General features: G+C 70.5%; 21 protein-coding genes and 1 pseudogene. 10 read left to right on the top strand and 12 right to left on the bottom strand.

Annotation, left to right across the window (positions count from 1 at the left end; genetic code table 11):
- The first annotated feature begins 429 nt into the window (after positions 1-429).
- Entirely contained in the window at positions 430-2,976 is a 2,547-nt protein-coding gene (pepN, locus tag ABD287_RS16375; protein WP_344174063.1) for an aminopeptidase N, read from the top strand.
- Between the two features lie 151 nt (positions 2,977-3,127).
- Here pepN and ABD287_RS16370 read toward each other — a convergent pair whose 3' ends face one another.
- The 3 genes from ABD287_RS16370 to ABD287_RS16360 all read right to left on the bottom strand — a co-directional run bounded on the left by ABD287_RS16370 (position 3,128) and on the right by ABD287_RS16360 (position 4,499).
- Positions 3,128-3,532 carry a DUF5130 family protein gene (locus ABD287_RS16370; RefSeq protein ID WP_344174029.1) on the bottom strand — a complete coding sequence of 135 codons (405 nt, stop codon included), beginning with the start codon at positions 3,530-3,532 and terminating at the stop codon, positions 3,128-3,130.
- Positions 3,519-3,800, bottom strand: a complete 282-nt coding sequence (ctaJ, locus tag ABD287_RS16365) for an aa3-type cytochrome oxidase subunit CtaJ (RefSeq protein ID WP_344174027.1) — start codon at positions 3,798-3,800, stop codon at positions 3,519-3,521. The genes ABD287_RS16370 and ctaJ overlap by 14 nt, the downstream gene beginning before the upstream one ends.
- A 207-nt stretch (positions 3,801-4,007) precedes the next feature.
- A complete protein-coding gene (locus ABD287_RS16360) occupies positions 4,008-4,499 on the bottom strand; it encodes an HNH endonuclease (protein WP_344174061.1) in 492 nt (163 codons plus the stop codon).
- A gap of 336 nt (positions 4,500-4,835) precedes the next feature.
- Between ABD287_RS16360 and ABD287_RS16355 the strand changes: the two genes are divergently transcribed.
- The 4 genes from ABD287_RS16355 to ABD287_RS16340 all read left to right on the top strand — a co-directional run bounded on the left by ABD287_RS16355 (position 4,836) and on the right by ABD287_RS16340 (position 9,198).
- A complete protein-coding gene (locus tag ABD287_RS16355; RefSeq protein WP_344174024.1) occupies positions 4,836-5,822 on the top strand; it encodes a mechanosensitive ion channel family protein in 987 nt (328 codons plus the stop codon).
- A gap of 199 nt (positions 5,823-6,021) precedes the next feature.
- Positions 6,022-7,344 carry an MFS transporter gene (locus tag ABD287_RS16350; protein WP_344174022.1) on the top strand — a complete coding sequence of 441 codons (1,323 nt, stop codon included), beginning with the start codon at positions 6,022-6,024 and terminating at the stop codon, positions 7,342-7,344.
- Positions 7,345-7,422: 78 nt separating this feature from the next.
- Positions 7,423-7,848, top strand: a complete 426-nt coding sequence (locus tag ABD287_RS16345; protein WP_344174020.1) for a globin — start codon at positions 7,423-7,425, stop codon at positions 7,846-7,848.
- Positions 7,849-7,929: 81 nt separating this feature from the next.
- Complete coding sequence (locus ABD287_RS16340) at positions 7,930-9,198, top strand: delta-60 repeat domain-containing protein (protein WP_344174018.1); 1,269 nt, start codon at positions 7,930-7,932, stop codon at positions 9,196-9,198.
- A 67-nt stretch (positions 9,199-9,265) separates the two neighbouring features.
- On the opposite strand, the gene ABD287_RS16335 is transcribed toward ABD287_RS16340, so the two are convergent.
- The 4 genes from ABD287_RS16335 to ettA form a co-directional block, all read right to left on the bottom strand.
- A complete protein-coding gene (locus ABD287_RS16335) occupies positions 9,266-9,859 on the bottom strand; it encodes a type III secretion system chaperone family protein (RefSeq protein ID WP_344174016.1) in 594 nt (197 codons plus the stop codon).
- Between the two features lie 231 nt (positions 9,860-10,090).
- Positions 10,091-10,873, bottom strand: a complete 783-nt coding sequence (locus ABD287_RS16330; protein WP_344174014.1) for a DUF8185 domain-containing protein — start codon at positions 10,871-10,873, stop codon at positions 10,091-10,093.
- A complete protein-coding gene (locus ABD287_RS16325) occupies positions 10,870-11,259 on the bottom strand; it encodes an acyl-CoA thioesterase (protein ID WP_344174059.1) in 390 nt (129 codons plus the stop codon). Before ABD287_RS16325 ends, ABD287_RS16330 begins: the two co-directional genes overlap by 4 nt.
- Positions 11,260-11,335: 76 nt before the next feature.
- Positions 11,336-13,012 (bottom strand): energy-dependent translational throttle protein EttA, encoded by a 1,677-nt coding sequence (ettA, locus tag ABD287_RS16320; RefSeq protein WP_344174012.1) that lies wholly within the window; start codon positions 13,010-13,012, stop codon positions 11,336-11,338.
- A 291-nt stretch (positions 13,013-13,303) separates the two neighbouring features.
- Between ettA and ABD287_RS16315 the strand changes: the two genes are divergently transcribed.
- Together ABD287_RS16315 and otsB are read left to right on the top strand one after the other, a co-directional pair.
- Positions 13,304-14,698, top strand: coding sequence for an alpha,alpha-trehalose-phosphate synthase (UDP-forming) (locus ABD287_RS16315; RefSeq protein ID WP_344174010.1), 1,395 nt, complete (start codon positions 13,304-13,306; stop codon positions 14,696-14,698).
- Between the two features lie 49 nt (positions 14,699-14,747).
- Positions 14,748-17,348 (top strand): trehalose-phosphatase, encoded by a 2,601-nt coding sequence (gene otsB / locus ABD287_RS16310; protein ID WP_344174008.1) that lies wholly within the window; start codon positions 14,748-14,750, stop codon positions 17,346-17,348.
- A 66-nt stretch (positions 17,349-17,414) separates the two neighbouring features.
- On the opposite strand, the gene ABD287_RS16305 is transcribed toward otsB, so the two are convergent.
- Positions 17,415-17,849 carry an ArsR/SmtB family transcription factor gene (locus tag ABD287_RS16305; protein WP_344174006.1) on the bottom strand — a complete coding sequence of 145 codons (435 nt, stop codon included), beginning with the start codon at positions 17,847-17,849 and terminating at the stop codon, positions 17,415-17,417.
- A gap of 96 nt (positions 17,850-17,945) precedes the next feature.
- Between ABD287_RS16305 and ABD287_RS16300 the strand changes: the two genes are divergently transcribed.
- Entirely contained in the window at positions 17,946-18,449 is a 504-nt protein-coding gene (locus ABD287_RS16300) for an ArsI/CadI family heavy metal resistance metalloenzyme (RefSeq protein WP_344174004.1), read from the top strand.
- 20 nt (positions 18,450-18,469) lie between these two features.
- Here the strand turns inward: ABD287_RS16300 and cobA are convergent, their stop codons facing one another.
- Genes cobA through cobC form a run of 3 tightly spaced genes read right to left on the bottom strand, consistent with a single transcriptional unit; the run spans position 18,470 to position 21,763 of the window.
- Complete coding sequence (cobA, locus tag ABD287_RS16295; RefSeq protein WP_344174002.1) at positions 18,470-19,540, bottom strand: uroporphyrinogen-III C-methyltransferase; 1,071 nt, start codon at positions 19,538-19,540, stop codon at positions 18,470-18,472.
- Complete coding sequence (cobT, locus tag ABD287_RS16290) at positions 19,537-20,586, bottom strand: nicotinate-nucleotide--dimethylbenzimidazole phosphoribosyltransferase (protein ID WP_344174057.1); 1,050 nt, start codon at positions 20,584-20,586, stop codon at positions 19,537-19,539. The genes cobA and cobT overlap by 4 nt, the downstream gene beginning before the upstream one ends.
- Positions 20,587-20,629: 43 nt before the next feature.
- A complete protein-coding gene (gene cobC, locus ABD287_RS16285; RefSeq protein WP_425565648.1) occupies positions 20,630-21,763 on the bottom strand; it encodes an Rv2231c family histidinol phosphate aminotransferase CobC in 1,134 nt (377 codons plus the stop codon).
- Between the two features lie 84 nt (positions 21,764-21,847).
- Here cobC and ABD287_RS16280 point away from each other — a divergent pair, with 84 nt between their 5' ends.
- Complete coding sequence (locus ABD287_RS16280; RefSeq protein ID WP_344174054.1) at positions 21,848-23,995, top strand: transglycosylase domain-containing protein; 2,148 nt, start codon at positions 21,848-21,850, stop codon at positions 23,993-23,995.
- Between the two features lie 82 nt (positions 23,996-24,077).
- On the opposite strand, the pseudogene ABD287_RS16275 reads toward ABD287_RS16280, so the two are convergent.
- A pseudogene (locus tag ABD287_RS16275) lies at positions 24,078-24,310 on the bottom strand (IS1380 family transposase); the annotation flags it as partial.
- Between the two features lie 499 nt (positions 24,311-24,809).
- Here ABD287_RS16275 and ABD287_RS16265 point away from each other — a divergent pair.
- Entirely contained in the window at positions 24,810-25,967 is a 1,158-nt protein-coding gene (locus ABD287_RS16265) for an ISAs1 family transposase (protein ID WP_344173997.1), read from the top strand.
- The last annotated feature ends 85 nt before the right edge of the window (positions 25,968-26,052 follow it).

The raw sequence follows: 26,052 nt of genomic DNA, 5'->3' as shown, positions 1-26,052 counted from the left end.
TGTTCCGGCATCGGCTCGGCAAGTCCAGCCGGGCCCGGATGGTGATGGACGGCGCCAGCAGACCGGGGTCGCCACGGTCCACGTCCGCCGCCCACACCCTGGCGCCGCCGAGGGTGGCCGGCACGCTCGCGGAGGGGGTTTCCGGCTTGTCGTTCGGCATCATGGCGCCTCTTCCCAGTGCTGGTGGCGACGCGAAGGGCCCGCACCCCTCGTGGCTGAGTAGCCCATTTTGACCCTTTTTGACTGTTATTTTGTGGCGGTTGGCCAGACCGGCGCCCACACTCCCCCGGGCGGGCGTCCACGAGCCTGGCAGGCGCGCGGAACACCACTCCCGTCCCCCGTCATCCAAGTGGCAGGATGACCGGACACGCCGACTTGCGAACCACGCGGTCGGCGAAGAAGCGGATGGAGACTTTCAGCGTGGCCGGAGTGCGCAACCTGACGCAGCTGGAGGCGGCCGAGCGGGCACGCCTCGTCGATGTCGTCGGCTACGACATCACCCTCGACCTCACCGACGGCGCCGGCGAGCCCGGCGCCGTCGCCTTCCGCAGCCGGAGCCGGATCACGTTCCGCTGCCAGAACCCCGGCGCCAGCAGCTTCGTCGAAGCCGCGGCCGTCCGGCTCCACTCGGCCACCCTCAACGGCGCCCCGCTGGACACCACCGGCTGGACGCCCGAGGCCGGCCTGACCCTGCCGGACCTGGCCGCCCACAACGTCCTGGAGATCGACGCGGACTTCGCCTACTCCGACACCGGCCAGGGCCTGCACCGCCTCGTGGACCCGGTCGACAACGAGGTGTACCTCTACAGCCAGTTCGAAACCGCCGACGCCCAGCGCGTCTACGCCTGCTTCGACCAGCCAGACCTCAAGAGCGTCTACACCTGGCACGTCACCGCGCCGCAGCGCTGGCGGGTCGTCTCCAACGCCGTCATCGAACGCGAGGAGCCCGCCGCTGGGGGCGCCAGGACCGTCCACTTCGCGCCCTCGGCGCGGATGAGCACCTACATCACGGCGTTGTGCGCCGGGCCGTACCACGAGGTGCGCCGGTCGCACGACGGCATCGACATGGGTTACCTGTGCCGGGCCAGCATGGCCCAACACCTGGACGTCGACGACCTGCACGAGGTCACCACCCAGGGCTTCGATTTCTTCCACGCCAAGTTCGGCATCCGGTACCCGCTGCCCAAGTACGACCAGATCTGGACGCCGGAGTTCAACGCCGGCGCGATGGAGAACTTCGGCTGCGTCGTGCACGCCGAGGAGTACTACCTGTTCCGCTCGCAGGTCACCGACTTCGAGTACGAGCAGCGGGCGAACACGATCCTGCATGAGCTGGCGCACATGTGGTTCGGCGACCTGGTCACCATGCGCTGGTGGAACGACCTGTGGCTCAACGAGTCGTTCGCCGAGTGGGCCAGCCACTGGTGCAACGCCGAGGCCACCCGATTCACCGACGCCTGGGCCACGTTCGCCTCCACCCGCAAGGCGTGGGGCTACCGGCAGGACCAGCTGTCCTCCACCCACCCGGTGTACTGCGAGATCCCGGACGTCGAGGCCGTCGAGGTCAACTTCGACGGCATCACCTACGCCAAGGGCGCCAGCGTCATCAAGCAACTCGTCGCGTACGTGGGGATCGACGCATTCCTGGTCGGTCTGCGGGCGTACTTCGCCAAGCACCAGTGGGGCAACGCCACCTTCGACGACCTGCTCACCGAGCTGGAGACGGCCTGCGGCCGGGAACTGCGCAAGTTCTCCGCTCAGTGGCTGGAGACCGCGCAGGTCAACACCCTCACCCCACGGGTGGAGATCGCCTCGGACGGGGCGTACGGCTCGGTTGTCGTCGAGCAGAGCGCGCCAGCGGACTACCCGACGTTGCGGACGCACCGGATCGGCGTCGGCCTCTACGACCTGGTCGACGGCGCGCTCATCCGACGCGAACACCTCCAGCTCGACGTCTCCGGCGAACGCACCGTGCTGGACGGCCTGGCCGGCGTGCGCGCCGCCGACGTGCTGCTGCTGAACGACGAGGACCTCAGCTACACGAAGCTGCGCCTGGACGCGAGGTCGCTGAAGTCGGTCGTGGCGAACCTGGCCACGCTGGAGTCGTCGGTGGCCCGGGCGTTGGTCTGGTCGACGACGTGGGACATGACCCGCGACGGCGAGCTGGCCGCCCGCGACTACTTGGATCTGGTCCTCAACGCCCTGCCGGCGGAGCGGGACATCAACCTGGTCACCTCGACGCTGCGCCAGACCACCACCGCGTTGACGTTCTACGCCGACCCGGTGTGGGGGCCGACCGGTTGGGCCCGGTTGGCTGAGGTCGCCGCCCACGCGGTCGCCGCCACCGAGTCCGGCAGCGGTTTCCAGCTCGCCTGGGCCCGCGCCTACGCCGGCGCCGCCCGTGCCGAGGCCGACCTGGCGACGCTGCGGTCCTGGCTGGACGGGTCGGCCACCCCGGCCGGCCTGTCGATGGACGCCGAGATGCGGTGGACTGCGTTGCAGTCGCTGGCGGCCGCTGGGGCGTGCACGGCCGAGGAGATCGCAGCCGAGCTGCGTCGGGACCCCACTAACGACGGCGAGCGCCAGGCGGCGTTGGCCGAGGCGCTGCTGCCCACGGCCGAGAACAAGGCCCGGGTGTGGGAGCAGCTGACGGGACCGGAGCAGTTGCCGAACTGGCGGCACCGGGCGCTGCTGCACGGCTTCCAGCACTCCACGCAGGTGGAGCTGACGGCGCCGTACGCGCAGCGGTTCTTCGACGTCGCCGCGGACCTGTGGGCGCGCCGCGACAGCGAGACCGCCCAGGAGTTCGTCACGATGGGTTTCCCGGCCTATCAGGTCGACGAGGCGCTGGTCGCGGCCGCCGAACGGTGGCTGGCCGACGAGAGCCGGCCGGCGCCGCTGCGCCGGCTGGTGGCTGAGGGGCGCGACAGTGTGGTCCGGGCGCTGCGGGCCCGGGCGGCCGACACCACCCGGTAGGACGGTCCCCCGCGGGTAACGCAGGCAGGGGCGGGCCCGGTTGGGTCCGCCCCTGCCTGCGCCGAGCTGTCCGTAGGCCGAGCTGTCCGTAGGCCGAGCTGTCCGTAGGCCGAGCTGTCCGTAGGCCGAGCTGGTCGACCGGAGGCCTGGCTCAGGATCGGCCGGCGTGGCTGGCCATCTGGTCCAGGCCGATGACAATGCCGCCGGTGAGGTCACCGCCGCCGAACGCCGCCACCATCGACAGGGCGGCAAGCTTCGCGTCCCGGTCGCTGATCCGTTTACGGGCCTGCCCACCGGTGACGATCTCCAACAGCCGCTGCTGCGGCGACACGGCGATGAGCACCGACTCGGCTGGCGCCGCAAGCTGCCGGTGCAGCGACTCGGCGGACTCCCGGCTGGGCTCGGCCAGCTCGCCGACGTAGACGGAGAAGGTGAGGCCGGTGCTGCTGTCGGCGATCCGTAGCGCCTGGTCAAGGCGAAGCAGCTGACGGGTGTTGAACGGCCCGTGGACGCCGTCGGCCAGCGGGGCCTCCTGGGTCGCGTTACCAGCGGTCACTTGCGCCTCCCGTCGCGGTCGCCGGCCTCGCTGCCGACGCGTTCCCGATCGCCGCCGGCCTCCGGGCCGCCGCCGGGTCGTTCTCGATCGCCGGCGTGCCGCCAGCGCGCTGGGCGGCCAGGAACCACACCGGCTCCACCTCGTACGGCCGGCCCGGCCGGTACCGCCTGGCGCCGTCGCTGGACGAGGCGTACGCGAGGCCGCCCACCGCCAACAGGATGAGCGCCGGGATGACGACGTAGAGGAGCACCGTCTCAGAAACTGCCACTGAACGTCCCATCGGATCTGCGGGCCACCGGCGAGGGACCGTGCGCGATCGCCGGCGGTGGACAGTCGGCCCACGGCGGTACGGCGACGCAGCGCGGGCGGGACCATCCGCCGTAACCCGGCGCCCGACGGCCACGGTCGCGATTCACGTTAGCGGAGCGGGCGCTCCGCGGTGGCGGCGGGTGTGGATCCGACTTGCCGTCGAGAGTCAGGCCGCCCGCTCGTCGACTCCGGCGTGGGCCGTCTGGGACGTTTCCACCCAATCGGCCCAGCGGGGATCAGAGGCGCGATGACCCAGCACCCGCCACGCGACCCCACGGGGCGCCGCCGGAACCACATGCGGCGTCCAGCCAAGCTCAGCCAGGGTCCGACTGCCCTTGGCGTGGTTGCACCGGGCGCATGCCGCCACGACGTTCTCCCACACATGCCGCCCGCCCCGGCTACGGGGATGGACATGGTCGATGGTCTCGGCCGGACCCCGGCAGTAAGCGCACCGGCCGCCGTCACGCGCGAAAACCGCCCGCCGGGTCAAAGTCACCTGCGGGCGGTAGGGCACTCGGACATAGCGGTTGAGCCGCACGACCGACGGCACCGGTAACTCGTGGCGGGCCGAGTGCAGCAGACCGTCGCCGTCCGCCACGCAGCTTGCCTTGGCGGTGAGCAGGAGGATGACCGCCCGGCGCACCGAGACCACGCCCATCGGCTCGTAGCTGGCGTTGAGCACGAGCACCGCGCAGGCCCGCCCCGCGCCGAGCGGCGGCGTCGGGGCGGCCGGCGGCGCGTCGAGCTTGCGGGCCGACATACGCGAACGGCCTCGCGGCAGGGCTTTGCTTGCCATCCGCTGACCTCCTGAGAGCCTGGGACGTTCCTACATAGTCCCTGATAGATCCCGTCAACGCACCCCCCAACCGGGCGGCTCGGGGCGGCCGTCGCCAAACCGCCGCCGAGCCGCAACGACCAGGACACGCCGCGGTCACCGGTCGGCCGACGGGCGGTGGACGGTGACCGACGTCGATGCGGTACGAATTGACCGGTGATGAGCCCAGAACGCGAGCCAGCCTGCCTGAAGAATCCGGTCTGCGCCCAGGTATACGAGTGGACCGGCGAGGCGTTGGCCGCCGAGACGGTCCACTGGGTGGTGAGCAAGCCGCTGTACGTCATGCTGCTGTTGATCCTGGGCGGGATCACCCGCTGGCTGGTGCACCGCTCCATCACGCGACTCATCGCCCGGACCGCCGAGGGAAGGCGGCCAGCGGTCCTCCGGCCGCTGCGGGAACGGACGCCGCGCACGCCGGAGGAGGAGGCATTACAGCCTGAGCGCCGCCGACAACGGGCGGAGGCGGTCGGGACGGCGCTGCGCAGCGTCGCCACGGTCGTCATCTACGTGACGGTGCTGCTGTGGTCGCTCAAGATCTTCGGACTGGACCTGGCGCCGCTGCTGACCAGCGCCGGCATCATCGGCGTCGCGCTCGGTTTCGGGGCACAGACGCTGGTGCGCGACCTCATCGCGGGGGTCTGCATCCTGCTGGAGGATCAGTACGGCGTCGGCGACACTGTTGACGTGGGCCCCGCCACCGGCGTCGTTGAGGCGATCGCCTGGCGGGTGACGACGGTGCGGGACGCCCAGGGGGTGCTCTGGCACATCCGCAACGGCGAGATCACCCGGGTCGGCAACAAGAGCCAGGGCTGGGCGATGGCGGTGGTGGACATCCCGATCGGGTACGCCAGCGTCGATACCGCGACCCGGGTGCTCACCGAGGCCGCCGACCGGTTGGCCAAGGATCCGGAGTTCATCGAGGACTTCATCGAACCGCCCCAGATCGTCGGGGTCGAGGCCGTCACCGTGGACGGCGCTGTGATGCGTGCCACTGCCAAGACGACCGTTGACGCGCATCCGCGAGTGGTGCGCGAGCTTCGCCGCCGCCTGGTGGACACTTTGGATTCGGCCGGACTTTCCGGACCTTCTGGCCGCCGGGAGGGCAGGACATCAACCTCTGAAACGGGACAAGGTGGGGCTACCTGATCGCGACGATCGACGTCAAGATATTGACGAGTGACTGATAGCTACCGTCCCTTCGCTCTAGCGAAGGGTCGTCCGATCGGGCAGAATTCTCAGAAGTTTGAGATTCAGGTGGAGCGATATCAGGTGGACCGATATTGAGGTTGACCGATATTCGGACGCTGGTCCGCCCTCCACCCGGCAGCGCTCTGGGAGGACCGCGGTGGCTGGCGACGAAGCGGAGGTCGACCGTACGGCCACCTTCCGCGATGTCTTCGCCGTCGGCGAGTACCGGGCGCTGTTCACCGCCAACGCGCTCTCCTGGGCCGGCGACTACCTCGCCAAAGCCGCCGTCAGCGCCCTGGTCTACGAGCGCACCAACTCAGCCGCGCTGTCGGCGGCCACTTTCGCCCTGAGCTACCTGCCCTGGCTGGTCGGCGGCCCAGTGCTCTCGGCGCTGGCGGACCGCTTTCCGTACCGGAAAGTCATGATCGTCTGTGATCTGTTGCGGATGGTCACCATCGGCGTCGTGGCGCTGCCCGGCGTGCCGGTCGAAGCCATGCTCGTCATGCTCTTCCTCACCAGCCTGGCGAACCCACCGGCGCAAGCCGCCCGGTCCGCCCTGCTGCCAATGATCCTGGACCGCCAGAAACTCGTCGTCGGCATCGCACTCAACAGCACCAGCAGCCAGGTCGCCCAGCTCTGCGGATACCTGGCCGGCGGGGCGCTGGCCCCGTTCGCGCCCCGGGCGGCCATCGCCGTCGACGCGGCCACCTTCGGACTGTCGGCGCTGCTCATCTGGCGCGGCGTCCGCCGCCGGCCAGCGCACGACCGGACCGTCCGCCGCCACCTGCTGCGGGAGACCGGCGAGGGCTTCCGGCTGGTGTTCGGCACGCCGGTGCTCCGGGCGATCGCCCTGCTGGTGTTTGCCACCGCGATGTTCTCCATCGTGCCCGAAGGGCTGGCCGCCGCCTGGGCCGCCGAGATCGCCGACGGTGACGCTTCCCGCGGCATCAACCAGGGGCTCATCATGGTGGCGGCGCCGGCCGGCTTCATCCTCGGCAGCCTCACCGTCGCCCGGGCGGTGCGGCCGTCGGTCCGTGAACGGCTGGTGCCTGTCTTCGGCGTGCTCGCAGCGGCGAGCCTGACCCCGGCCCTGGCCACCCCGTCAGTCGGCTGGGTGCTGGTGTTGTCGGCGCTCAGCGGGTTCGCCACCGCGGGCCTGCTGCCTACCGCCAACGGGCTGTTCGTCCAGGCCCTGCCGGACGGTTACCGGGCCCGGGCCTTCGGGGTCATGCAGACCGGCCTCCAGGTCTTCCAGGGGGTCGGGGTGCTGGTCACCGGGGTGCTGGCGGACCTTTACCCACTCCCCAAGGTCGTCGGACTCTGGAGCCTCGGCGGCGTCGGACTGATGCTGATCATCGCCGCCACCTGGCCGACGCGGGCGCAGTTCCGACGCGCCACCGCGAGCGTCTCAGTCGTGCGCGAGACTGGACACGCGCCCGCCGAGCCGGCGGGCCGGCGCCCGCGAGCCGTCGCCGCCTGAACCTTCCGGCGGCGCGGGCGGCGCCCAGCCCGTAGCGAGCCGGCGCCCGGCCCGCAGGAATTCGGTAAGGAACGAACGGTGACCGAACACCCCGGCCAGATCACCTTCTTCGACGCGATGGGCGGCGAGCCCACCTTCCGCAGGCTCGTCGGCGAGTTCTACGCCGGCGTCGCCCACGACCCGCTGCTGCGGCCGATGTACCCGGAGGACGAACTGGGGCCCGCCGCCGACCGGCTGACCCTGTTTCTCATGCAGTACTGGGGCGGCCCCAACACCTACTCGGCGCAGCGTGGACACCCCCGGCTGCGGATCAGACACGCGCCGTTCCAGGTCGGGCTGGCCGAGCGCGACGCCTGGCTGCGGCACATGCGGCGGGCCGTCGACGTGATCGACCTGCCGGCGGAGCTATCCGCGACGTTGTGGGAGTACCTGGAGCGGGCGGCCAACTTCCTCGTTAACACCGACGAGCCGCAGGCATCGCCGGAACTACCGAAACAGCCCTGATCAGAGGAGCGTTCGCATCCTGACCGCGTCCGTGATCGTTACACGTCAACGACAGGTTGATGCGAAACGAGGAGGCGACGCATGCGCCGACGGATCGGCACCGCCCTCGCGGTAGCGCTGCTCGGCGCGCCCCTGGCGACCCTGCCGGTCGCGTCCGGGGCGCAGGCTGGCCCCGCCCACCCGACGATGGTGTCGACCAACCCGGTGGACTGGACACCGCACGTGCTCGACGGCACCGTGTGGGCGATCGCCGTCGTGGGCGAGACCGTCGTCGTCGGCGGGGACTTCACCACGGTCACCGACAGCGCCGGCGCCAACCGCGTCCCACGGCGTTACCTGTTCGCCTACGGGCTCCGCGACGGCCGGATCCTGCCCTGGGCGCCGACGGTCGACCGGCCGGTCTACACGCTGACCGCCGGGCCGGACAACACCGTCTACGTCGGTGGCTGGTTCCTCAAGGTCAACGGGGCGGCGCAGCGGGGCGTCGCCCGGATCTCATTGGTCGACGGGTCCCGGACCCCCGGGTTCAACGCCAGGATCAACTGGGGCGACGTGCGCGCCCTGGCCGTGGTCCACGGCTCGCTGTACATCGGCGGCACCTTCACGGCGATCAACGGGGTGCCGCGGGTCGCGCTGGCAAGGGTCAACGCCGTCACCGGCGCGCTCGACACCGGCTTCGACGCCCGGCTCGCCGCGCCCGGCATGCGGCGCGCCAGGGTCGAGGACTTCGCGGTCACCGCCGACGGCCGGCGCCTGGTCGTCATCGGGGCGATCCGCAGCGCCGGAGGCGTGCCACGCAACCAGCTCGCCGTGCTCCACATCTCCGGTCCGGGCGCCGTGGTCCTCAACTGGCACACCGATACCTTCAACGCCGGCTGTATGGCCGGTTTCGACACCTATCTGCGAGGGGTGGACTTCTCACCCGCCGGCGATTACTTCGTCGTCGTCGCCACCGGACGCGCCACCGGACCGACGCTCCCGTGCGACGCGGCGATGCGCTTCGACCTCGCCGGCGTAGGGCTGCACCGTCCGGTGTGGGTGAACCGCACCGGCGGCGACTCGCTCTACTCGGTCAGCGTCACCGGCCCCGCGGTCTACGTCGGTGGGCACCAGCGGTGGATGAACAACGCGTACGGCAAGGAGACCGCCGGCCCCGGCGCGGTCGCCCGGTCGGGAGTGGCCGCACTCAACCCGGTCAACGGGCTGGTGCTGCCGTGGAACCCTGGCAAGTCCCGGGGCGTGGGCACCCAGGCGCTGGTGGCATCCAGCGCCGGGCTGTTCATCGGCTCCGACACCGAAACCCTCGCCGGCGAACGCCACGCCCGCCTGGGCCACTTCCCGCTTCCCTGACCACCTCGCCCCCGCCGCTCTCGTGACTGGGTGATCATGACCGGCGCGGGTCGGCGCGCTGGGTTGGTCAGAGGAGGGCGCCTTCGTCGTGGAGCCAGTCGACGAAGGAGGTGGCGACGGCCGCGGCGCAGTCCAGCAACTCGACCAGCAGGGCATCGTGCACGCCCGCGGTCAGCGGAACCTGCAGCTCCGCGTAGATGGGCAGCTGGTTGCGCTCGGTGGGATCGCCCACGTACGCCTTACAGAATCGACGGGTGTGGTTCCACTCGTTGACTACGCGGTATGCCCGGTCCGCCCAGTCCGGCGGGACGGTCGAGTGCGGACGGGCCCTGATGACCAGGATCTCGTCCTCGGGGCCCTCGACGGTGAACAGCACCGCGTGCCGCTCCCACATCGCCAGCAGGCTGCCGTCGCCGTCGGCCAGGAATCGGATGTCGAGCTTGTCCAGTCCCTCACCGATCCGTCGGAGTGTCACCGGCGCGGTTGTTTCCGTCGCCAGGTCGTCGCCGACCGGCTCGGCGCTGACCACGACGGCCCCCGCGGCCGTCGCCGCCTGCGGCTCAACATGCGCGCCCGCTGGCCCGTTCTCTCCCGCATCTCCCCCGCCACCGGCCGCGGGCTGGTGGCCCGGACCTGACGGCAATGCCGCGCGCCCCCCCATCGGGCCAGGCTGAACCGGGATCATTCGTCCCAATGGGACATCTCCCGGCCGCGGCTCGCTCTTGGTGTCTGTCTCGCCACCGGCCTGACCCGGACGCCATGACCACCACGACATGTTTGCGCCACCTCGCTCCCAGCGCACCCCGCTCACCATCCCGGCATGATCGCCTGTAGCCGGCAGGGCAGGGTCCGCCGAACGACCGTACCCGGGCCCACGCCCACTAACACAGGCCTAAGTCAACTGCCGAACCGGAGGTGCGACCACTGGCTGACCGAACGTATGAACAATGTGTGTATTCAGCTTGAACCGCCCCGAACGGCGGATCCATGCTGAACCGTACGCGGCCGCCAGCTCCACCCATTGTCCGGCCACCCGCACCCGCACCGTCGCCCCGGGTTCGCCATCGGACCCGCCCAGGAAACCCATCCGGACGATGGCCTGGATCAACCGTTGCGACAGCTCGACCGGTTCAATCCCCATACCAGCGGAACTGTCCGGTTGAACAGTGACGGCGACATGATCGAGCAGAGCGTCACGGAGCTTACGGTCGCCCACCGACCCCCGCGCCCTTGCCTCGCGCATCGCCGACGCGGCGGCGTCGGCGATGCGCCGCACGGCATCCACCGGCACCTGATCCACCAGAACGGCGTCCGTCGGCGGCAGGGTCCACCGCCAGTCCGCGTCCCGGCGCGCCAACGGCGTGCCGTCACCGCCCGCCACCACTCCGCTCCCGGCCGCCGGCGCCCCGCCCGCTGACGCGCTCCACCAGGAGACCGGACCCGACGCGACAGTCGCCAGCAGCTCGGCCGCCGACACCGTCACGTCCTGACCGGGACCGCCGACCACCAGGCGGGTCACCAACACCTCCCACGGCAGCCGGGCCCACAGCGCCGTCCCGGCGCCGTCGGGCTCGGGACGCAGCCGCACCACCGCGGCGGCGTCCAGCCGCAGGAGCCGGGCCAGAAACGCCCCGACGTCGCCGACCCCGGTCGGGCCGCCCGCCGCGGCCGTCACGCTGTGGCCGCGTACAGCTCGAGGAAAGCGCGCTCGGCTTCGGTCAGCCGCCGTGGCCGACCGGCGCCCAGGTCGTACGGAACCAGGACCGTCCGGGCCCGGCTGGCCAGCACGCCCCGGTCAAACAGCTCGTAGACGATCGCGAAACTGGCCCGCCGGATGTCCTCCGCCCACAGCTCGATCCGCACCGTCGCCGGGGAGAGCGCCGACTGCTTCGTGTCGTAGTCGACCGGACGCAGGTAGTCGACCTCGTGCCGGGCCACGACCACCCCCGCCTCGAACGAGCTGAGGCCCCGGGCACGGGCGCTGGAGAACATCAACGCCACCCGGGCCTCCTCGAACAACGTGAGGAACCGGGCGTTGTTGATGTGCCCATAAGCGTCCATATCGGACCAGCGCAGGGCGCAGTCGTAGCTGAACCGGGGCGCCGTCGCCGGCGCCCCGTCGTGCGGTGGACGCGAATCAGTCACGGGTGAGCTTGCGGTACGTGACCCGGTGCGGACGGGTCGCGTCAACGCCCAGCCGGTCGATCTTGTTCTTCTCGTAGGCGTCGAAGTTGCCCTCGAACCAGAACCACTTGGCCAGGTTCCCCTCGTCGCCCTCCCAGGCCAGGATGTGGGTGGCCACCCGGTCCAGGAACATCCGGTCGTGCGAGATGACCACGGCGCAGCCCGGGAACTCCAGCAGCGCGTTCTCCAGGCTCGACAAGGTCTCGACGTCCAGGTCGTTCGTTGGCTCGTCGAGCAGCAGCACATTGCCGCCGATCTTGAGCGTCAGCGCCAGGTTGAGCCGGTTTCGCTCGCCGCCGGACAGCACCTTCGTGGGCTTCTGCTGGTCCGGTCCCTTGAAACCGAACGCGGCCACATAGGCACGCGAGGGCATCTCGACCTTGCCGACCATGAGGTAGTCAAGGCCGTCGGAGACGACCTCCCAGACCGTCTTGTCGCCGTCGAGGCCGGCACGATTCTGGTCGACGTAGGACAGCTTCACCGTCTCGCCGACCCGCACCTCCCCCTCGTCCGACTTCTCCAGCCCAACGATGGTCTTGAACAGCGTGGTCTTACCGACGCCGTTCGGGCCGATAATGCCCACGATGCCGTTACGCGGCAAGGAGAAGTTGAGGTGATCGATGAGCGTGCGATCGTCGAAGCCCTTGACCAGATCCCTGGCCTCGATGACCAGGTTGCCCAGGCGCGGCCCCGGCGGAATCTGGATCTCCTCGAAGTCCAGCTTCCGGGTCTTCTCCGCCTCGGCGGCCATCTCCTCGTACCGGTCGAGGCGGGCCTTGGACTTCGTCTGACGGGCCTTGGCGTTCGAGCGCACCCACTCCAACTCGTCCGTCAGACGCTTCTGCATCTTGGCGTCCTTACGGCCGGACACCGCCAACCGGGCGGCCTTCTTGTCCAGGTACGTGGAGTAGTTGCCCTCGTACGGGTAAGCCCGGCCACGGTCCAGCTCAAGGATCCAGGTGGCGACGTTGTCGAGGAAGTACCGGTCGTGGGTGATCGCGATGACGGTGCCCTCGTACTTCGACAGGTGCTGCTCCAGCCACTGCACGCTCTCGGCGTCCAGGTGGTTGGTCGGCTCGTCCAGCAGCAACAGGTCCGGCTTCTCCAGCAGCAGCTTGCACAGCGCCACCCGGCGGCGCTCGCCACCGGAGAGCTGCGTGACGTCGGCGTCCGGTGGCGGACAGCGCAGGGCGTCCATGGCCAACTCAAGCTTGGAGTCGATGTCCCAGGCGTCGGAGTGGTCCAACTCCTCCTGGAGCTTGCCCATCTCCGCCATCAGCTCGTCGGAGTAGTCCTCACCAAGCTTCTCGGCGATCTCGTTGAACTTCGCCAGGTTCGCCTTCGTGCCGGCGACGGCCTCCTCGATGTTGCCGAGGACATCCTTGGTCTCGTTCAGCGGCGGCTCCTGGGCCAGCATGCCGACGGTGTAGCCAGGCATGAGCTTGGCCTCGCCGTTACTGGGCCGGTCCATCCCCGCCATGATCTTCAGCAGACTGGACTTGCCGGCGCCGTTGGGACCCACCACACCGATCTTCACGCCCGGCAGGAAGTTCAGGGTCACGTCGTCAAGGACGACCTTGTCGCCGTGCGCCTTGCGAGCCTTTTCGAGCACGTAGATGAACTGCGCCACGTGTGGACCCTCCTGGGAACCGTCGCCGAGTCGTCAGTCGCCATCTTCCCAGCTACCCGGCCGGGAGTTCGCCCGACCCCGGCAGGCGGGTCGCCAGCCGTGGGCCGCCCCGGCGCCCGTCGTCGCGGTAAGCCAACAACCAAGCAAGGGCCGAGCCCGGCGGCGCGCACGTTTCAACATCACGATCTTGGGTATCCGGCCCGCTGGCTGCGACGCGCTCCGCCCGGTCGGCCGATCTTCCCCTAGGCTCAGCGCAAAACGGCCGATCAACGCTCGGAGGTGCGAACAACCGTGACTCACCGCAGCACGTTCGTCGTCGTCGCCAATCGTCTCCCTGTGGACGAAGTGGTGACCGACGGCGTTCGGGAGTGGCGTCGTAGCCCCGGCGGGCTGGTGACCGCACTCCATCCGGTGCTCCAGGCCCGCCGCGGCACCTGGGTCGGCTGGGCCGGCGGAACCGGCCCGGCCCCCGACCCCTTCGAGCTGGAGGGTATCCGGCTTCATCCGGTCCCGCTCAGCGACGAGGACCTGGAGCGCTACTACGAGGGCCAGTCCAACACGACGATCTGGCCGCTCTACCACGACGCGGTGGAGACCCCGGCGTACCGGCGCCGCTGGCGCGACTCGTACCGCACCGTCAACGCCCGGTTCGCCGACGCCGCCGCCGAGGTGGCCGCCGAGGGCGCCACCGTTTGGGTGCAGGACTACCAGTTGCAGCTGGTCCCGGCGATGCTGCGCGAGCGCCGCCCCGACCTGCGGATCGGCTTCTTCCTGCACATTCCGTTCCCGCCGATCGAGCTGTTCATGCAGATGCCGCTGCGGGCCGAGATCCTGCGCGGGCTGCTCGGCGCCGACCTGGTGGGGTTCCAGCAACGGCTGGCGGCGCAGAACTTCGTCCGACTGTCCAGGCACCTGCTGGGCCTGCGCTACGTGGGTCAGACGATCGAGGTGGACGGGCGGCAGGTCAAGTCGGGGGCGTTCCCGATCTCCATCGATGTCAAGGAGATGGAGGAACTGGCCAACGACCCGGCGGTGCAGGCGCGGGCGAAGCAGATCCGCCAGGAGCTCGGCGATCCGAAGACAGTGATCCTCGGGGTGGACCGGCTCGACTACACCAAGGGGATCGAGCAGCGTCTCAAGGCGTTCCGGGAGCTGCTGGTCGACGGCGAGCTGTCGGTGCCGGACGCGGTGATGGTCCAGGTCGCGACGCCGAGCCGCGAGCGGGTTGAGCATTACCAGACGCTGCGGGTAAAGGTGGAGCGCGAGGTGGGGCGGATCAACGGCGAGTACGGCCGGGTCGGGGTGCCGGCGGTGCACTACCTGCACCAGTCGTACAGCCGCAGCGAGCTGGCCGCCCTGTACGTCGCCGCGGACGTGATGATGGTGACGCCGCTGCGCGACGGGATGAACCTGGTCGCCAAGGAGTACGTCGCCGCCCGGGGCGACCGGGGCGGGGCGCTGGTGCTCAGCGAGTTCGCCGGCGCCGCCACCGAGCTGAAGCAGGCGTTCCTGTGCAATCCGCATGACCCGGACGGCGTCAAAGACGCCCTCCGCCGGGCGGTGACGGTCGACGATGTCGAGGCGCGACGCCGAATGCGGGTCATGCAGCGCCACCTGCGTAATCATGATGTGGGCAGGTGGGCGCAGTCCTTCTTGACCGAGTTGGGCGCCGCGTGGTCGCCGTGACCGGGCGCGATGGCAATGCTGGAGGCCGAGTAGTGCGGGGAGCCGTGGCGTGACCGAAGCCAGAATCAAAGAACCGGCGCTGACCGAGGCCGACGCGGAGCTGCGCTCGGCGATCGGCCGGATCGCGCGGGTGCCCTCGCTGCTGGTCGCCTGCGACTACGACGGGACGTTGGCCCCGATCGTGACCGACCCGACCCGGGCTGTGCCGCTGCCGGAGTCCGTCGCGGCGATCCGGGCGTTGGCTTCGCTGCCGCAGACGACGGTGGCGGTGGTGTCGGGGCGGGCGTTGCGCGATCTGGCGACGCTGTCCCGGCTGCCCAGCGAGGTTCACCTGGTCGGCAGCCACGGCTCGGAGTTCGACATCGGGTTCGTGGAGTCGTTGGCGCCGGAGCTGGTGGCGCTGCGCTCGCGGGTGCTGGCTCAGCTGGAAGTGGTGGTGCGGGACCTGCCCGGGGTGCGGCTGGAGGTCAAGCCGGCCAGCGTGGCGGTGCATACCCGCGCGGCGGAGCCGGCTATCACCGCGCACGTCGTCGAGACGGTGCGGGCCGGGGTGGCGTCGTGGCCGGACGTGCACGTCACCCAGGGCAAGGAGGTCATCGAGCTGTCGGTGGTGGCCACCCACAAGGGCACCGCGCTGGACGCATTACGCATGCAGCTGTCGGCGAGCGCCGTCCTGTTCCTGGGCGACGACGTCACCGACGAGAACGCCTTCGCGCATCTCAGCGGCCCGGACGTCGGCATCAAGATCGGCGATGGCGAGACCCAGGCCACCTACCGGGTGGCCTCGCCGCTGGACGCCGCCCGGCTGCTAGGGCAGCTGTTGGAGACCCGGCGCAGCTGGTTATACGGGGAACGCGCGGTGCCGATCGAGCGGCACTCGATGCTCTCGAATGGCCGGACCGTCGCCCTGGTCACTCCGGATGCCCGGGTCAACTGGCTGTGCCACCCCAAGCCCGACTCGGCTGCGATCTTCGCGGATCTGCTCGGCGGGGCGCCGGCGGGTCATTTCACGGTGACGCCACAGCGCGGCGGCCTGCCGCTGGGCCAACGGTACCGGCCGGGCACGATGACGGTGGAGACCCGCTGGTCGGGACTGACCGTCACCGACTGGCTCGGTGGCGCCGCGACGGCCAGCGCCGAGCGCATCGGCAGCAGCGGGCGGTCGGGACTGGACTCGACCCTGCACCGCAGTTTGACGGGCTCGACGAGCGCCGTGGTCCAGTTCGCGCCCCGTCCGGAGTTCGGGCAGGTCGGGATCAGGCTCCAGGCATCCGACGAGGGTCTGCTGGTGTTGGGAAGCAGCGAGCCGGTGGCGTTGCACGCGCCCGGCGTCGACTGGACCATCAGCCACGAGAACGGCTCGGACAGCGCGTCCGCGGTGGTGGATCTCGTCGCCCACGGCGGCGAGCTGACCCTGGAGCTGCGGTTCGGCGCGCACAGCCTGGAGGCGCATCCGACGCCGGTGGCGCAGCGCCAGTCCGAGCAGGAGCAGCCGTGGCTGGACTGGGCGTCGTCGCTGAAACTGCCGGGCGTCGCCCGGGAGCATGTGCTGCGCAGCGCGCTGACCCTGCGCGGGCTGGCGCACACCCCGACCGGGGCGATCCTGGCGGCGGCGACGACGTCGCTGCCGGAGGAGCTGGGCGGCATCCGGAACTGGGACTACCGCTACTGCTGGCCCCGCGACGCGGCGATGACCGCCCGGGCGCTGGTGGACCTGGGGTCGCTGCACGAGGCCGAGGGCCTGCTGCGCTGGATCGACGGATGTGTGGCCCGCACCGGCGGGCACCCGGAACGCCTGCACCCGCTCTACACGCTGGACGGGTACGAGCTGGGCCCCGAGGCCGTCATCGAGACGTTGCCCGGCTATGCGGGCTCCCGTCCGGTACGGGTGGGAAACCTGGCGAACCGGCAGCTTCAGCTCGACGTGTTCGGCCCGGTCGCGGATCTGCTGGCGGCGGTCGCCGACGAGCGCGGCTCGGTGCGGCCGGAGGAGTGGCGGGTGATCGAGGCAATGGTGCAGGCGGTCGAGCGCCGCTGGCACGAGCCCGACCACGGGCTGTGGGAGGCCCGGCTGGCGCCGCGACACCACGTCTACTCGAAGGTCATGTGCTGGCTGACGGTGGACCGCGCGTTGCGGGTCGTCGGGACGCACGGCGACGGTGAGCGCCCCGAGTGGCTCTCGCTGCGCGAGCGGATCGGCCAGGACGTGCTCAAGAATGGTTGGCACGACGAAGTCGGCGCGTACACGGTCGCGTACGGGGACGAGGACATGGACGCCTCGTCGCTGTGGATCGGGCTGTCGGGGCTGCTCGCCGACGACGATCCACGGTTCCTGGCCACGGTCCTCAAGGTCGAGGCGGAGCTGCGGGAGGGGCCGGTCGTCTACCGGTACCGGTGGGACGACGGGCTGCCTGGCCGCGAGGGGGGGTTCCACATCTGCACCGCCTGGTTGGTGGAGGCGTACCTGCGCACCGGGCGTCGGGGTGACGCGGAGGAGCTGTTCGCCCAGATGCTCGACACCGCCGGCCCGACGGGGCTGCTTCCGGAGCAGTACGACCCGATGGGCGAACGGGGGCTTGGCAACCACCCGCAGGCGTACAGCCACCTGGGGCTCATCCGCTGTGCGCTGCTGCTGGACCGCCACATGTGAACCTGCCCCGGCGACAGGGGACCCGTCGTGGCTGGCTGTCCCGTCGTGGCTGGCCGCTGCGGCGGGTCAGTTCCTGGTGGGCGGCGGGTCGGCGGGTGGCGCGAGCAGGGCGCCGAGTTGGCGGAACGCCTCGGGGCGCGCCCGGTACCAGACCCAGGTGGCCCGGCGGTCGGACTCGACCAGGCCGGCGTCACGGAGCACCTTGAGGTGGTGCGAGATCGTGGGCCCGGAAAGGTCGAACGCGCTGGCGAGGTCGCAGACGCACGCTTCGGGCACGGACGCGATCATCGACATGAGCCGTAGCCGCACCGGGTCGCCGAGAGCCTTGAAGGCCGGGGCGAGGTTGACCGCCTGATCAGTGGTGAGCGCCCGGACCGACAGCGGGGCACAGCAGGCGACGGCCGACTGGTTGGCTGCTTCCGGCGAGGCCGCCTGCTGCCCGGTCGGCGGTTGGGCGGCGGTCGGCAGCGACGGCGTCACGCTCACCGCTTGTTTCAACATTTCTCTAGGTTGACAGATCTCGAATCAGCGTGCAACGCTGGCCTTCTGATTCGACAGCTATCTAGATAGTTGGCCCACAACCTGGAGGTACCTCAGATGTCCCGCGTCCAGCTCGCCCTACGCGTCGCCGATCTCGAAGGCTCGATCGACTTCTACACCAGGCTCTTCGGCGCCGAGCCGGCCAAGCGGCGCCCCGGCTACGCCAACTTCGCCATCGCGGAGCCGCCGCTCAAGCTCGTCCTCATCGAGGGCGAACCCGACCAACCCACCGTCATGGACCACCTCGGCGTCGAAGTGTTCGGCCAGGACGAGGTCGCCGAGGCGTCCCGACGGCTCACCGCGTCGGGACTGGTCACCCTGGAGGAGAACGACACCGAGTGCTGCTACGCGATCCAGGACAAGGTGTGGGTGCGCGGCCCCGGCGGCGAGCCCTGGGAGGTCTACACCGTCAAGGCAGACGCCCCGCAGCTCGCCAGAGCCGCCGACAGCTCCTGCTGCGCCGCCACCACAGCTACCGCGGACACCGTGGCAGCCGCTCCCGTGCCGACGGCCGCGCCCGAGGTGGCCGCGGGGCCAAAGGCGACGGCCAGCTGCTGCTGACGCCCAGCCACGCCCTCCGGTCAGCGACGTGCTGACCCGAGGGCGTCCACCACCGGGCCGATCACCACCACCGCCGGCGGACGGATGCCGTCCGCCGCGACGTCCGCGGCGACCTCGCCGACCGTGCTGCGTAACGCGCGCTGCCGGTCGGTGCTGCCCTCCTGGACGACGCCGACCGGCGCGGTCGGGTCGAGCCCGTGCTCCACCAGCGCCGTGGTGATCTTCGCCAGGTTCTTCAGACCCATGAGCACGACGAGGGTCCCGCCCAGCCGCGCGAGCGCCCCCCAGTCCACCAATGATTCCGGGTGCCCGGGCGGCAAATGCCCGGAGACGACGGTGAACCCGTGCGCCACCCCGCGGTGGGTGACCGGAATGCCGGCCAACGCCGGCGCCGCGACCGAGCTCGTCACGCCGGGCACGACAATCACCGGCACCCCGGCCGCGACACAGGCGATGACCTCCTCGCCGCCCCGACCGAACACGAACGGATCCCCGCCCTTGAGCCGCACCACCGACCGACCGGCGAGCGCCCGGTCGACGAGCACCCGGTTGATCTCCTCCTGGGCGACCGACGGACCATATGGGATCTTCGAGGCGTCGACCAGCTCGACGCCGGGACGCAGGGCGTCGAGGAGCATCCCGGGGACAAGCCGGTCGGCGACGACGACGTCCGCCTCGGCCAGCAACCGCCGACCCTTGACCGTGATCAACTCCGGGTCCCCCGGACCCGAGCCCACCAGCGCCACCGACCCGGTCGTCGCGGCCCGGTTATCCGGCGCCTGGTCCTCGGCGGGCACGCAGAAGACCCGTCGTCGTTCCGCCGCGGCGAGAACCGTGTCAGCCGCCGCGGGGTCCGCCAGACAGACCAGCCAGGCGTCATCGAGGTCAACCTCGGCGAAGTCCCGGGCCTGCCAGGCGACGCGACCGGCGTCAACGTACGCGTGGACGGCCGGGGTCAGCTCGGCCGCGACGAGGGACACCCTGGCGCCGGCCGCCAGAAAGCCGGGCAGCCGCCGCGCCGCGGCGGTCCCGCCGCCGACCAACACCACCCGCCGCCCGGCCAGCGGCAGCGACAATGGGTACGGCGTCACTTCTCCGTCACTCCCGCGGCGTCGAAGGTGGCGACCTCGTGGAGCACCCGCACGGCGGCCGAGACCACCGGCAGCGCCAGCGCCGCGCCAGTGCCCTCGCCGAGGCGCAGGCCCAGGTCCAGCAGCGGGGTCAGGCCGAGGTGCCGCAACGCCACCGCCGCGCCCGGCTCGACCGACAGGTGGCCGGCGACCATGGCGGCGACGGCGTCCGGCGCGAGAGCGGCGGCGGCCAGCGCGGCCGACGCCGCGATGACGCCGTCGACGATGACCGGCGTCCGGCGGGCGGCGGCGCCGAGGATGAAACCGGCGAGCGCCGCATGCTCCAGGCCACCGACGGTGGCGAGGACGCCGACCGGGTCGAACCGGTCCGGTCGGTGCCGGCGCAAGGCGTGGGCCACCACGTCGACCTTACGGTCAAAGGTGGCATCGTCGACGCCGGCGCCGCGGCCGGTCACCGCCATTGGAAGGGCCCCGGTGAAGGCCGCGACCAGGACCGCGGCCGGGGTGGTGTTGGCGATGCCCATGTCCCCGGTGAGCAGCGCCTTCGCTCCGCCGTCCACCAGCTCGCCGGCCAACTCGATCCCCACGGCCAGCGCGGCCAGCGCTTCGTCGCGACGCATCGCCGGACCGGTCGCGAGATTGGCGGAGCCGGATCGGATGCGCGCGTCCCGCAAGCCCTCAGCGGCCGGCAACGGCGTGGCCACCCCGACATCGACGACGGTGACGCTGATCCCGGCCTGACGGGCGAACGCGTTGACGACGGCGCCGCCGGCCAGGAAATTGCCGACCATCTGCCCGGTGACCTCCTGCGGCCACGGGGTGACGCCCTCGGCGTGCACGCCGTGGTCGCCCGCGAAGATCGCCAGGGTGGCGGGGGTGGGCAGCGGCGGTGGGCAGGCGCCGGCCAGGCCGCTCAGCTGGATCGAAAGCTCCTCAAGGGCGCCGAGCGAGCCGGCGGGCTTGGTCAGCCGGGCCTGGTGCTCGGCCGCCTCGGCCGCCGCCGCGGCGTCCGCGGGTCTGATCGCCGCGACGGTCCGTCGCAGCAGCGCCTCGTGCTGTTCCTGCCGGGTGGCGTTGGCTGGTCCGGCGCTATCCGGCACGGTCCGCTCCTTCGTCGATGCTGTCGGCGAGCGCGTCGATGAACGCGTCTGTGATGGCAGTGTCCCGCACCGCCAGGCGCAGCCAGTCAGCGCCCAACCCCGGAAAGGTGTCGCCCCGGCGGACGGCGAAACCACGGTCACGCAGCGCGAGCCGGATTCGCCGCGCGCCCGGCGTCCTGATCAGCACGAACGCGCTGGACGGTTGACCGGAGACGTGCACCTGGGGCAGTTCGGCGAGCCGACGCGCCAGGTGGTCGCGGTCGGCGGCCAGCCGGCGGGCGATGGCGCGTTCGGCGGCGACCGCCTGCTCGCTCGCGCAGGCCCGCGCAGCGGCCAGCGCCGGCGTCGAGACCGGCCACAGCGGCTGGGCGGCGGCCAGCCGCGCCAACAGATCCGGCGGGCCGAGCAGGTAGCCGATCCGCAGACCGGCCAACCCCCAGGTCTTGGTGAGGCTACGCACCACGACCAGGCCCGGTAGGTCCCGCCGGGACGCCAGGGACTCCGGCTCGGCGAGGCAGCCGGGACGGTAGGCGCTGTCCGCGAACGCCTCGTCGACGACCAGCACCCGGCCCGGCCGGGCCAGTGCCGCGATCGCCGCCGCCGGGTGCAACGTCGAGGTGGGGTTCGTGGGGTTGCCGACGACGACGAGGTCGGCGTCCTCGGGCACCCGTTCGGGGTGCAGGGCGAAGCCGTCCCCGGGGTCGAGCAGCACGCGGTGAACGCGCCGGCCGGCATTGCGTAACGCCTGCTCAGGCTCGGTGAATTGTGGATGTACCACGACCGGGCGAACAAGATCACCCAGTCCCCGCGCGAGAAGCACGAAACCTTCGGCCGCACCCGCGGTGAGGAGTACCTCGTTAGTGGGACGGGCATGCCGACGGGCCACCGCGGCTCGAGCGGGGCCCTGATCCGGGTAGTGACCGAGCCGCCCAAGGGCGGCGGCGATCGGACCGGTCAACCACTGCGGCGGCGGCTCCCGTCGGACGTTGACCGCGAGATCCACCAGCCCGACGCCGACCTCGGCGTCGCCGTGGTGGGCGAGATCGACGTCGGCCATGTGCGCCTCCCGGGGGTCACTCGACCCGGGCATCCTCCCGCGTCCCGAGCGCGGGAGGGCGGACACCCCGGCGCCCCTAGGGTTTATTACTCCTCTTGGACGGTTTCGCTCGTGCGGATTTGGTCGTTGACATACTTTTTGTATGTGTTCATGCGCGCCGTGAAGGCCCTCACCCTCGCTGCCCAGTTCCTCCGCGTCGGACTCATCGTCGGCGTAGCGGTGGCGGCGGTCATGTACCCGCTGGCCGCGGTCGGCGGGCTGGCGCTCAAGTCAGGGGCCGAGAAGCTCGACGCGCTGCCCAGCGAGATGCGCATCGACGCCCCCGCGCAGACCACCTACGTCTACGCCGCCGACGGCAAGACGCTCATCACCATGTTCTACGAGGAACACCGTCGTTACACCAAGGCCAACGAGATCTCGCCGTTCATGGCCCAGGCGATCATCGCCGCCGAGGACGCCCGCTTCTACGAGCACAACGGCGTCGACCCCAAGGGCATCGCCCGGGCGCTGGTGGCCAATCAGCAGGCCGGCGGCGTCTCCCAGGGCGCCTCGACGCTCACCATGCAGTACGTCCGGATGGTCCTGCGCGACGGCGCACGCACGCCCGCTGACGCGGTGGCCGCCACCGAGCAGACCAGCGGCCGCAAAATCCGCGAGATCCGGCTGGCGACCCTGGTGGAGCAGAAGTTCACCAAGGAGGAGATCCTCGAGCGGTACCTCAACGCCGCCTACTTCGGGCACCGCGCGTTCGGCGTCTTCGCCGCCGCCCAGGTCTTCTTCTCCAAGCACCCGCGCGACCTCAACTTACTCGAGTCCGCCACCCTCGCCGGCCTCGTCCAGGCGCCGTCGGCGTACGACCCGGCCGGCGCCGACCGTAAAGCCGCCACCGCGCGACGCAACTATGTCATCGACCGGATGGTCGACCTCGGCCACATCACCGCCGAGGTCGGCGCCGCTGCCAAGATCAAACCCATCGTCCTCAAGCTGACCAACCCGCCCAACGACTGCGTATCGGTGCCCCAGCGACGTAACCACTGGGGCTTCTTCTGCGACTTCTTCAAGTCCTGGTGGCTGTCCCAACCGGCGTTCGGCGCCAACCAGGTCGAACGCGAGGACAACCTGCGCCGGGGCGGCTACCGCATCGTCACCAGCCTCGACCCCGCGCTGCAGCAGAAGGCCCAGCGGCACGTCTACAACAAAGAGAACACGCGCAGCAGATTCGCGCTCGGACAGGTCGTCGTCGAACCCGGAACCGGACGCGTCAAATCGATGGCTGTCAACCGGGTGTACTCGCTGGACCAGAGCAAGAACGGCGACAACAGCAACCCGGTCAAGCGCAGGAAGAACATTCCGGGCAACTATCCGAACACCGTCAACGCCCTCCTCGGCGGCAGTGACCTGCCCGGCTACCAGGCCGGATCGACCTTCAAGATGTTCACCATGCTCGCCGCCCTCGACAAGGGCATGCCGCTGGACACCAGCTTCTACTCCCCGCACCGGTACCGATCCAAGTACCACACCAGTTGGAACGACCCCAAACAGTGCGGCGGTGGCCGCTGGTGCCCGCAGAACGCCAGCAAATCGATGGCCGGCACCCGCAACATGTGGTCCGGGTTCGGCATGTCAGTGAACACCTACTTCGTCCAGCTTGAGCAGAAGGTGGGGGCGGAGAACGCCGTCCGGATGGCCGAACGCCTCGGCCTGCGGTGGCGCACCGAGATCGACCAACTACAGGCATCCCCGGAGAAAGCCGGCACCTGGGGAGCGTTCACCCTAGGCGTCGCTGACACCACACCGCTGGAGATGGCCAACGCCTATGCCACCGTCGCCGCCGACGGCTTCTACTGCGAACCGCTGCCCGTCCTGTCGATCAAGACGGCTACCGGCCAGCCGGTCAAACACCACGGCGTCACCGTCTCCGACCGACGCTGCACCCGCGCGCTCCACCCCGCCGTCGCCAAAGCCGCCGCCGACGCCGCCACCTGCGTCACCGGCTCCGGGGCCAAGCGCGGCGGCTGCGGCCCCTGGTCCACAGCGCCGCAGGTGCGCGGAATCGTCCAGCGGCCCGTCGCCGGCAAGACCGGCACCACCGACAACACCCGGGCCGCATGGTTCGTCGGCATGACGCCAGAACTGGCCGCCGCCAGCTTCATCGCCGACCCGGACAACCCGTTCAACAACGTCGGCGACTGGAACTCGTGGAAACCGATCCAGACCGTCGCCCAAACGCTGCGCGACGGGCTGGCTGGCAAGCCAAAAAAGAGCTTCGAACCCCCGCCGATGTGGATCGTGCACTGACGCCGCCCCTGTCGCCGATTGCGATCGGCGAGGCTGGGCAAATGCGCACCAAGATCGGCTGCCCGTGCCGGGCCATACTTAGGATCTGCGTCAACGCTTGGTCCAGGACGGTGATGTGGTTGGCTGTCGTGTTTGACCCCGCTCGCCCGGGGCGCAGCAACATCGACAGCGCCTCGCCGGTGTCGTCAAGGACACACAGCAGAGGGTGCAGCCGAAGGTTCGTTTCCACGTCGGTGTGGCCGGCTCCTTCTCCGAGCGCCGCACCACAATCGTCGCGTGCAAATCGAGCACCAACCCGGGATCGGTCGGCCCGCCGCGGTAGCCTCCGGCGCTGGCCGGCCCGTCTCGGCCGCCTGCACCCCAGGTCGGGTGCCCCCGGGGGGGGGGGGGGGGGGGATCGCACCCCGGGCTCACACGGAACGGAGCGTGATCGTCTCCGATCACTCCGCTCTGCCACCTTGATCATCAGAGGTGTGTTGACCCAGACCCCCGCCATGCGGTGGCACCCGGGGCCACCGGGCCGAACAGACCAACCTCGTCCCGCAGCACCGCAAGATCGCTGATGGTCTCGCCGTCGTCAGCGAGCATCACCGCCAATCCATCCCGACCCGGCCCGGATCATGACTGCTGCGCTGCCGGCGCAGCCCACACAGCACCTCACCAAACCACCAGTCCACCCAGTAATCTCGGCCACATCGACCACCAACCGCGCCCCAGCGTGACCCACGGCCCCGGCGTTGTCCCGGCTTGAGGTAGTCCGTCCTGGTCCGACATGACGGTGATATCTGGAGTTACGGGACGAGCACGGCTTCTGATGATCTATCGGTTCCTACACGCCAAGATCGCTTCGGGAGCCGTGCTCGTGTCGTCATCATCGCTGATCAGCCCTGCTGTTGACCACCTCGCCGACCTGGCGCTGAGGGAAGCCGAACTCGCTGTGGACACAGGCTGCGATGCTGGGGCGTTGTCGTTGGCCGCAGCGTTAGTCCAACGGTTGCGGCAGGTTCCTGATCCTCGTCGTACCCGCGGGCGCCGCCACTCGCTGGTGGTCATTCTCGCGTTGACGGCGTGCGCGACCTTGGTGGTTGGCAACGACTCCGTGGCTGCGATCTGGCAGTGGGCGGCCCGTACCCCGCAGGAGGTCCACGCGTGGCTGGGGGCTCGCTACCATCCTTGGTCCGGCCGGTACGCCATCGCCAGCGAACGCGCGTTCCGTCGGGTGTTGACCCGTCTTGACGGTGATGCTCTCGACGCGGCGCTGGGCGGGTACGCCGCCGACGTCACCCGCGGCCGGGCCCCGGTCCCGCAGATCCCCAAAGCCCCTGGCCCGGCCGAAGGCGAGCAGCGCCGCGCGGCCACCCGGTCGGTGACCTGCCCGGTGCCGGCCGGGCTGCTGCCCGCCGCCGCGCTCGACGGCAAACTCCTGCATGGCAGCGTCACCGCCACTGGGAAAGTGTTCCTGGTCGCCGCGGTCACCCACGACCGCGGGACCGTGCTGGGTCAGCGGCAGGTGGCCGACAAACGCGGCGAGACCACAGCCACCGCCGGGCTGCTGGCAGGCCTAGACGTGGCCGAGATGGTCCTGGCTATGGACGCGCTGCACACCACGAACAAGACCGCCCGCCTGATCACCGAAGAGCTACACGCCCACTACGTGCCGATCTTGAAGGGGAACCAGCCACTGGCGTTCCATACGGCCCAGGCCCTGCCGTCAGGCGCCGATACCGCGTTCGCTGACCAAACCGCGGTGGAAACCGACCGCGGCCACGGACGCACCGAACGACGCGCCATACGCGCCGCGGCCTGCGATGACACCCTGTTCCCCAGCGCCCGCCCGGCAGGCGTTCCGGCGCCAGCGCGACGTCGGCGGCCTAGACGGGGCCCGGACCAGCAAAGAGATCGTTCACGGCGTCACCAGCCTGCCCAGCGCTCTGGCCGGACCAGCCCACCTCAACCACTACTGAGCTTCTGAGTTCAGGGTCCGGGTGGATTCCACTTCGCTGGTTTGGGTGATAACGGCTGGTTCGTGTGTCGTGTTGATCGGCTGTGCGATATGG

Origin of the sequence: Pilimelia columellifera subsp. columellifera (genome assembly GCF_039532605.1) — a bacterium.
Taxonomy (GTDB): Bacteria; Actinomycetota; Actinomycetes; order Mycobacteriales; family Micromonosporaceae; genus Pilimelia; species Pilimelia columellifera.
The sequence above is the reverse complement of the archived record's forward strand: the minus strand, read 5'-3'. Positions and strand labels throughout refer to the sequence as shown.

What these genes read in the sequence shown, in the direction of transcription:
- ABD287_RS16360 (WP_344174061.1), bottom strand. Translation starts at nt 4,499, where the DNA reads ATGGGCGTGGTCTCGGTGCGCCGGGCGGTCATCCTCCTGCTCACCGCC.
- ABD287_RS16355 (WP_344174024.1), top strand. Translation starts at nt 4,836, where the DNA reads ATGAGCCCAGAACGCGAGCCAGCCTGCCTGAAGAATCCGGTCTGCGCC.
- ABD287_RS16340 (WP_344174018.1), top strand. Translation starts at nt 7,930, where the DNA reads ATGCGCCGACGGATCGGCACCGCCCTCGCGGTAGCGCTGCTCGGCGCG.
- ABD287_RS16335 (WP_344174016.1), bottom strand. Translation starts at nt 9,859, where the DNA reads ATGGGGGGGCGCGCGGCATTGCCGTCAGGTCCGGGCCACCAGCCCGCG.
- ABD287_RS16325 (WP_344174059.1), bottom strand. Translation starts at nt 11,259, where the DNA reads ATGGACGCTTATGGGCACATCAACAACGCCCGGTTCCTCACGTTGTTC.
- ABD287_RS16305 (WP_344174006.1), bottom strand. Translation starts at nt 17,849, where the DNA reads ATGTTGAAACAAGCGGTGAGCGTGACGCCGTCGCTGCCGACCGCCGCC.
- ABD287_RS16300 (WP_344174004.1), top strand. Translation starts at nt 17,946, where the DNA reads ATGTCCCGCGTCCAGCTCGCCCTACGCGTCGCCGATCTCGAAGGCTCG.
- ABD287_RS16280 (WP_344174054.1), top strand. Translation starts at nt 21,848, where the DNA reads ATGCGCGCCGTGAAGGCCCTCACCCTCGCTGCCCAGTTCCTCCGCGTC.
- ABD287_RS16265 (WP_344173997.1), top strand. Translation starts at nt 24,810, where the DNA reads ATGATCTATCGGTTCCTACACGCCAAGATCGCTTCGGGAGCCGTGCTC.